Here is a 7,822-nt window from a genome sequence, read left to right on the forward strand (position 1 = left end):
CTGGCACCGTGCCTCCCGTCCACAGGGGTCGCGTCTCGGACGCGGCGCGTCTCAGTAGCGCGGCTTGCGCTCCGGACGCTCGTCGCGGTCGTCACGGCGTCCGCCACCACGGCGATCCGCACGGATCTCGATGAGCTTGCCGCTGATCCGGGTGTCGGTCAGGCGGTCGAGCACACCGGGGTCCATGTCGGCCGGCAGCTCGACGATCGAGAAGTCCGGACGGATCTGGATCGCACCGAAGTCGTCGCGGCGCAGGCCACCTTCGTTGGCCAGCGCACCGACGATCTGGCGCGGCTCGACGCGGTGACGACGTCCGACCTCGATGCGGTACGGGGACATCGGCTGCGAACGACGCGGGGCGCGGTCGCCACGGTCGCGGTCGCCGCCACGGTCGTCGCGGGCACCACGGTCGTTGCGGCCGCCGCGGTCGTCGCGGGCACCACGGTCGTCGCGCTCGCTGCGGCGGGCGTCACGCTCCATCTGCGAGCGGAGCGCGTCGTCGGCTGCGGTGAGCAGCAGCGGCGAGTCACCCTGCGCCACGACCGCCAGGGCGGCAGCGACGTCGTCCGACGGGACGTCGTGGTGCTCGACGTAGTGCGCGATGACGTCGCGGAACGCGGCGATCCGGCCCTGGTCCTCGAGCGCCGCGGTGATGGCGTCGTCGAAGCGGGTCAGGCGCGTCTCGTTGACGTCGTCGATGGTCGGCAGCTGCATCTGCGTGAGCGGCTGCTTGGTGTGGCGCTCGATCGCGGCGAGCAGGCGACGCTCACGCGGGGTGACGAAGCTGATCGAGTCACCCGAGCGGCCGGCACGACCGGTACGACCGATGCGGTGCACGTAGGACTCGATGTCGACGGGGATGTCGAAGTTCACGACGTGCGTGATGCGGTCGACGTCGAGACCACGGGCGGCGACGTCGGTGGCGACCAGGATGTCGAGCTTGCCCGACTTCAGCTGGTTGACCGTGCGCTCACGCTGGGCCTGGGCGACGTCACCGCTGATCGCGGCGGCGGCGTACCCGCGGGCACGGAGCTTCTCGGCCAGGGTCTCGGTCTCGCTCTTGGTGCGGACGAAGATGATCATGCCCTCGAAGTCCTCGACCTCGAGGATGCGGGTGAGCGCGTCGACCTTCTGCGGGTACGAGACCATCAGGTAGCGCTGCGTGATGTTCGCGGCGGTCTTCGTCTTGGTCTTGACGGTGATCTCGGCCGGGTCGGTCAGGTACTGCTGCGAGATGCGGCGGATCTGCGCGGGCATCGTCGCCGAGAAGAGCGCGACCTGCTTGTCGTCCGGGGTGTCGGCGAGGATCGTCTCGACGTCCTCGGCGAAGCCCATCTTGAGCATCTCGTCGGCCTCGTCGAGGACCAGGTACTTCAGCTCGGACAGGTCGAGCGTGCCCTTCGCCAGGTGGTCCATGATGCGACCGGGGGTGCCGACGATGACGTCGACGCCGCGGCGCAGGGCGGAGAGCTGCACGCCGTACGCCTGGCCGCCGTAGACGGGCAGGACGTGGACGTTCTTCATGTGGGACGCGAACTGCTCGAACGCTTCGCACACCTGCAGGGCGAGCTCGCGCGTCGGGGACAGCACGAGCGCCTGGGGCTTCTTGCTGCCGGACTCCATGCGGGACAGGATCGGCAGCGCGAAGGCCGCGGTCTTGCCGGTACCGGTCTGTGCCAGGCCGACGACGTCGCGCCCGGCGAGGAGGGTGGGGATGGTGGCTTCCTGGATGGCGGAAGGGGTCTCGTAACCGATGTCCTTGACGGCCTTGAGCACAGCGTCGCTCAGGCCGAGATCGGCGAACGTCACCACGGGCCCGTCGTCGAGGGTCTCAGTGGTGGGGGTGGTGTCCGTGCTCATACCACCAACGGTATCTCGAATGCGCGCTCCGCAGGGACGGGAGGCCCGTGGCGACGCCGCCACGGGCCTCCCGTCCGTCCCCTCGGTCACGTCAGGAGCGCGTGGCGCCGATCCCCAGGACCGTGTCGGCACGGTCGTTCAGCCGCGTCAGCATCTCGGCGAGCGCGCGCAGCTCGTCCGAGGCGAACTCCCCCGTCAGGTCGTCGAAGACCTCGGCGCCGGCGGCGTCCAGCTCATCGAGCAGCCGCCGGCCGGCGGGGGCGAGCGTGACGAGCGTGGCGCGGCCGTCCGCGGGATCGGGTGACCCGATCAGGTGCTCGGCCTCGATCAGCGAGGCCACCCGCCGGCTGATCACCGGGCGGGACAACCCCGTCGCGTCGGCGATCGCGGTCGCCCGGACGGGGCCGTGGCCGGCGACGGCACGCAGGATCACGCGGGCGGTCGGGTCGAGCCCGCCGCGCGACTCGATGAGCGAGGAGCGCAGGGTCTGCCGGACCCACAGCCGGTCGAGCTGGGATCGCAGGAGTCGCTCTGCGGCACGCCGGTCGTCGGTCACGCGCCCAGCGTAGCGGGCACATTTAGTTGCTTGCCGGAAGCAACAGATGTATCGTTGCGCGGTCTGCAAAGTTTCACAGCCAGAAAAAGGAGTTCGATGACCGCCACCGCACCCGTCTCGGTGCAGCACGGTCGGCACACCGCCGAGGCCCCCGCGGCCTCCGGAGGCGCCGGCCAGCAGCCGCTGATGACCCACCGTCAGATCCTCCTGGTGATCTACGGCCTGATGGCGGGCATGTTCCTGTCCTCGCTCGGCCAGACGGTGTTCGGCACGGCGATCCGCACGATCGGCGACGACCTGCACGGGCTCGACCAGCAGGCCTGGGTGACCACCGCGTACCTCATCACCTCGACGATCGCGACGCCGATCTACGGCAAGCTCTCCGACATCTTCGGCCGCCGTCCCCTCTACATCTTCGGCATCGTCGTCTTCATCCTCGGCGCCGTCCTGTCGTCGATGTCCACCTCGATGCTCATGCTCGCCGCCTTCCGCGCGGTGCAGGGCATCGGTGCCGGTGCGCTGATGTCGCTGCCGCTGGCGATCATGGGCGACATCCTCGCCCCGCGTGAGCGCGCCAAGTACCAGGGGTACTTCCTCGCCGTCTTCGGCATCTCGTCCGTCATCGGCCCGCTCATCGGTGGCCTGCTCGCCGGTTCCTCCGAGATCCTGTGGATCACCGGCTGGCGCTGGGTCCTGTTGATCAACGTGCCGATCGGTGTCGCGGCGCTGCTCATGGTCATCGTGTTCCTGCACCTGCCGAAGGTGCACGGCGCCGGCGACGCGAAGCCGAAGGTCGACTGGTGGGGCGCGACCGCCGTCATCGTCACCCTCGTGCCGCTCCTGCTCGTCGCCGAACAGGGCCGCATCTGGGGCTGGGGCTCCCCCGCCGCCATCGCCTGCTACGTCGTCGGTGTCGTCGGGCTGATCGGTCTGCTGCTCATCGAGTCGAAGATGGGCGACGCGGCGATCATCCCGCTCAAGCTGTTCCGCTCGGGCACGTTCTCGATGGCGACCGTCATCGGGTTCCTTGTCGGCTTCGCGATGTTCGGTGCGATGCTCACGATCCCGCTCTACCTGCAGATCGTCGTGGGGCTCACCCCGACCGAGTCCGGCTTCGCGACCCTGCCGCTCGTCGGTGGGCTGATGATCGCCTCGATCACCTCGGGTCAGATCGTCGCCCGCGTCGGCCGCTACCGGATCTTCCCGGTCATCGGCACCGCGCTCGTCTCCGCCGGCTACGTCGTCCTGACGTTCATGTCGATCGACAAGCCGCTCTGGTTCCTGATGATCGGCATGTTCCTCATCGGTCTCGGCCTCGGATCGGTCATGCAGTCGCTGACCCTGGCGTCGCAGGGCTCGGTGGAGGCCCGTGACATGGGCGTCGCCACGTCGTCCGCCACGTTCTTCCGCCAGATCGGCGGCACGCTCGGCACCGCCGTGCTGCTGTCCATCCTGTTCTCGGTGATGCCGGCGAACATCCTGACCGCGACCGCGAACCAGAAGGACCTCGGTCCGGCACTCGACGCCGCGCTCAACCCGACCGTCGCCAGCGCGAAGGCGAACCAGGGCGCCATGGACAAGATCTGGACGCCCGTCGTCACCCCGCTGACGAAGACCGTGCAGTCACAGCTCGACGCCGCCTCGGCCAAGGCGAAGCAGGCCGCCGACGCCGCGGTCACCGAGCAGGTCACCGCGGCCGTGCAGCAGCAGGTCGCCGCGGGTGCCGTGCCCGCAGCGGCAGCGCAGACCGTGATCGACCAGCAGGTCGCCGCGGCCACGCCGGCCGCCGAGCAGTCCGCCCTCGAGCAGGTCGCCGACCAGGCGCACGCCAGCGTGCAGGACGGCACCGTGTCCGTCGACTGGTCGAACGCTGCGCAGCGCTCCTACTGGGTCGACGAGCTCACCCCCGAGCTCGCGAAGAAGATCGACGACGGCAACACCACGAGCGACAGCGCCACCAGCACGAACGACACCTCGTTCCTGACCGGTGCCGACAGCCGCCTGACCCGGCCGTTCATGGCGGGCTTCAACGCCTCGTCCGTGACGATCTACTGGGTCGGTCTCGGCGTCATCCTGCTCGCGTTCGTGCTGACCTGGTTCTTCCGGGTGCCGCCGCTGCGCCAGCGTTCCGCGCTGCAGGAGCAGGCCGACATGTCCGCCGAGGCGCAGCTCGAGGCCGAGGCGGGCGCCGCAGCAGCCGAGGCCGGCTCGTTCACGGGTCCGATGACCGGGTCCACACCGACGACCCGTCGGTGACCGACCGGGACGTCCGCCCGTGCCCCCTTTCCGGGCGGGCGCCCCTCCCACCCACATCGATCCACCAGGAGTCCACGTGATCACCACCCCGGCAGCGGCTGCGGCAACGGAGCCGTGCACGCTGCGTGAACGGAAGAAGCAGCAGACCCGGCAGGCGCTGCACGACGCGGCACTGACGCTCGTGTCCGCGCACGGGCTCGACGGCGTGACGGTCGAGCAGATCTGCGCCGACGCCGACGTCTCGCCCCGCACCTTCTTCAACTACTTCTCGTCGAAGGCGCACGCGGCACTCGGGCTCGACTCGGTCGAGGTGCCGGAGCGCGCAGCGGCCTGGTTCGCCGAGGCCGACGGGGCCCTGGTCGCCGACCTGTGCACCCTGGTCGCGGCGACCGTGCCGCTCTCGCAGGACCGCAGGCGCATGAAGGAGCTGCTCGTGCTCCGGCCGGAGATGTCGTCGATGGTGATGCAGTGGATGGCCGAGTCGCGCCAGTCCCTGCTCAGCGTCGTCGGCACCCGCACGGACGCCCAGACCGCCCGCACCGCCGTGACCCTGGTGATGTCGGCACTCAGCGAGGTCGCGCACCGCGAGACCGTGCGGAGCAACGAGGAGCTCGCCGACCGGCTCCGTGCGGTCGTGCGCGAGATGGCCGCGCTCGCGTCCTGAGGCGGGGGCGCAGGGCGTACCTGGTCGAATCGGGCGTACCTGGCAGGAACTTCCCGCCAGGTACGCCCGTTTCCGCTTTCCAGCGCAGGCGCAATGGGAAGGAACGTCGCGCCGTGCGCGTGCCCCGGTGCCGGACGGGAGGCCCGTGGCGGCGTCCCCACGGGCCTCCCGTCCGCACCGTGGCCGGGTGCGAACACGCCGTCGTGTCCGCCCGACGCCGGGAAGTCCTCGAGACACCACCGTTTCCGGAGGCGTCTCGACGTGACGACGGCGTCTCCCAGCCGTCGCGCACTCGCACTGCTCGGCTGACGAGCCCTGGGGTTTCCCCAGTCCGCACTCCGGAGTACCTTGCCGGGCATGCACACAACGGGACCCGCGCCGTACTTCCAGTTCGCCGGCACCGCCAGGCAGGCCCTCGAGCACTGGCAGCGGGTGTTCGGTGGCCAGGTGCAGATCGCGACCTACGCCGACTTCTCCCGCACGGACGGCCCGGCCGACGCCGTCGCGCACGGCCAGCTCACCGGCGAGCTGCAGCTGTTCGCCGCGGACGCGAGCGAGGGCGAGGGCGACACCCCGTTCTCGGCGACGGGGCTGCTCTTCTCACTGCTCGGCGCCGCGGAACCGGACGTCCTGCGCCGGTGGTTCGACCAGCTCGCCGAGGGCGGCACGGTCGTCGACCCACTGCAGCAGCGACCGTGGGGCGACTGGGACGGCACCGTCCGTGACGCCTTCGGGGTCGCCTGGCTGATCGGGTTCGAGGACTCGGCGCGCTGAGTCCCGCGCGCAGCAGCGCCTACTGCTGGTCGGACGGCAGCAGCGGCGCCCAGAAGGCGTCGGGGCCATCGGCCTGCACGGCGTCCGGCTCGAACCGGAAGCCGTACTCGCGTACGAAGTCGAGTGCCGCGGCCCGCTCGTCCTCGGCGTCGTCGTGCGCTGCGTCGAACAAGTAGACGCCGTGGCCCATCGCGACACCGGCGTCGCTGATCACGGAGAGGTCCCAGCGGCCCTGCTCGGAACGCTCGATCCGGACGACGGCGGCCTGGGATGCGGCGAAGTCAGCCATGTCGCGAGCCTACGGACGCCCCGCGGCTGGCGTTCAGGATGCTCCGCGGCCACTACGCTGTGCACGGTCACAGGTCAGACGAGTGGAGAACGCATTGTCAGTCGGATTGCTCGCCGTGGTGGACGACATCCTCTCCGCAGCCCTCAAGGCCAGCGCGAAGACCGCGGGGGTCGTCATCGACGACGCCGCCGTCACACCCCAGTACGTGCAGGGCCTGGAGCCCGCCCGCGAACTGCCGGTCGTCGGGCGCATCGCCCTCGGCAGCCTGTTCAACAAGTTCGTCATCATCATCCCGCTGGCCCTGCTGCTGACGGCGTTCGCCCCCGGGGTGCTGCCCTGGCTGCTGCTGCTCGGCGGCACCTACCTGTGCTTCGAAGGTGCCGAGAAGGTGACCGAGTGGTTCGGTGTCCACCACGAGGGCGGGTCCGACGAGGCCGTCACCGAACCGAAGCTCGTCTTCGGCGCCATCCGCACCGACCTCATCCTGAGCACCGAGATCATGCTCATCGCGCTGGCGGGCCTCGACCCCGACCTGGGGCTCTGGCCGACGCTCGGCGCCCTGATCGTGATCGGCCTGGTCATGACGGCGGTCGTCTACGGCGCCGTGGCGCTGCTCGTCAAGGTCGACGACATCGGCCTGCAGATGATGAAGAACTCGGTGCGCCGCACCCGCCGGATCGGTGCCCGCATCGTCCGCGCGATGCCGATGGTCTTCCGGGTCATCAGCATCATCGGCACCGTCGCGATGCTCTGGGTCGGCGGACACCTGGTCATCGCGAACCTGGCCGAGACGATCTGGCACGGACCGTACGACCTGCTGCACGTGATCGAGCACGCGCTCGATGCCGCCGGCCCCGTCGTCGTCTGGATCGCCGACACGGCCGTGTCGGCCGTGGCCGGCCTCGTGCTCGGCATGGTCGTCGTCGGCATCGTGCTCGGCATCGGCCGCCTGCGCGGCGGGCAGCACTGACGCGACTGCGCGACGGACGGGAGGCCCGTGGCGGCCTGGCACCGCGCCTCCCGTCCGGCAAAGCGTCCTGACCCGCAACAGCCGAAAGGTCACAGAGCGGTAACGACGTCAGATCCGTCCAAACCCTTCGCCAGAGGGTGCCGAATCACCTGCAACGACCGGGAACCACCCGGAGCGCTCACCAGCCGCACACCGCTGGTTCTCCACCCTGCACCAGGGTGTGTTCGGCGCGCACACAGCAGCCGCGCCGAGCGCGACAACAGCAAAGGACTGATCACGATGCGTAAGAGCCTCAAGACCTCCATCACCCTCGCCACCACCGGCGCCCTCGTGCTGGGCGGTGCCGCGTTCGGCATCTCCTCCGCCCAGGCCGCGACCCCCGCCATCCACACGGTGTCCTCGTCGTCGTCGAAGATCCCCGCACCGGTCGCTTCGGTGCCCGAGGTCCTCGGT

7 protein-coding genes are annotated in these 7,822 nt (G+C 70.1%); 4 read left to right on the forward strand and 3 right to left on the reverse strand.

All coding sequences use genetic code 11. The annotated features are described in order from the left end of the window. Positions 1-51: 51 nt before the first annotated feature. Together H489_RS26775 and H489_RS38160 are read right to left on the reverse strand one after the other, a co-directional pair. Positions 52-1,860, reverse strand: coding sequence for a DEAD/DEAH box helicase (locus H489_RS26775; protein ID WP_017886812.1), 1,809 nt, complete (start codon positions 1,858-1,860; stop codon positions 52-54). Between the two features lie 91 nt (positions 1,861-1,951). Continuing rightward, the gene (locus H489_RS38160) at positions 1,952-2,416 is read right to left on the reverse strand and encodes a MarR family winged helix-turn-helix transcriptional regulator (RefSeq protein WP_017886813.1); all 465 of its coding nucleotides are present in this window, start codon (positions 2,414-2,416) and stop codon (positions 1,952-1,954) included. A gap of 96 nt (positions 2,417-2,512) precedes the next feature. Here H489_RS38160 and H489_RS26785 point away from each other — a divergent pair, with 96 nt between their 5' ends. From H489_RS26785 to H489_RS26790, 3 genes are all read left to right on the forward strand, one after another. Then, positions 2,513-4,672, forward strand: coding sequence for an MDR family MFS transporter (locus H489_RS26785; protein ID WP_017886814.1), 2,160 nt, complete (start codon positions 2,513-2,515; stop codon positions 4,670-4,672). A 76-nt stretch (positions 4,673-4,748) separates the two neighbouring features. Further along, the gene (locus H489_RS36755; protein ID WP_017886815.1) at positions 4,749-5,336 is read left to right on the forward strand and encodes a TetR/AcrR family transcriptional regulator; all 588 of its coding nucleotides are present in this window, start codon (positions 4,749-4,751) and stop codon (positions 5,334-5,336) included. A gap of 357 nt (positions 5,337-5,693) precedes the next feature. Next, positions 5,694-6,110, forward strand: a complete 417-nt coding sequence (locus tag H489_RS26790; RefSeq protein WP_017886816.1) for a VOC family protein — start codon at positions 5,694-5,696, stop codon at positions 6,108-6,110. 19 nt (positions 6,111-6,129) lie between these two features. Here the strand turns inward: H489_RS26790 and H489_RS26795 are convergent, their stop codons facing one another. Then, complete coding sequence (locus H489_RS26795; protein ID WP_017886817.1) at positions 6,130-6,399, reverse strand: hypothetical protein; 270 nt, start codon at positions 6,397-6,399, stop codon at positions 6,130-6,132. 94 nt (positions 6,400-6,493) lie between these two features. Here H489_RS26795 and H489_RS26800 point away from each other — a divergent pair, with 94 nt between their 5' ends. Further along, the gene (locus H489_RS26800) at positions 6,494-7,369 is read left to right on the forward strand and encodes a DUF808 domain-containing protein (RefSeq protein WP_031259534.1); all 876 of its coding nucleotides are present in this window, start codon (positions 6,494-6,496) and stop codon (positions 7,367-7,369) included. The last annotated feature ends 453 nt before the right edge of the window (positions 7,370-7,822 follow it).

Origin of the sequence: Curtobacterium flaccumfaciens UCD-AKU (assembly GCF_000349565.1) — a bacterium.
Taxonomy (GTDB): Bacteria; Actinomycetota; Actinomycetes; order Actinomycetales; family Microbacteriaceae; genus Curtobacterium; species Curtobacterium poinsettiae.

What these genes read in the sequence shown, in the direction of transcription:
- H489_RS26775 (WP_017886812.1), bottom strand. Translation starts at nt 1,860, where the DNA reads ATGAGCACGGACACCACCCCCACCACTGAGACCCTCGACGACGGGCCC.
- H489_RS26785 (WP_017886814.1), top strand. Translation starts at nt 2,513, where the DNA reads ATGACCGCCACCGCACCCGTCTCGGTGCAGCACGGTCGGCACACCGCC.
- H489_RS26790 (WP_017886816.1), top strand. Translation starts at nt 5,694, where the DNA reads ATGCACACAACGGGACCCGCGCCGTACTTCCAGTTCGCCGGCACCGCC.
- H489_RS26795 (WP_017886817.1), bottom strand. Translation starts at nt 6,399, where the DNA reads ATGGCTGACTTCGCCGCATCCCAGGCCGCCGTCGTCCGGATCGAGCGT.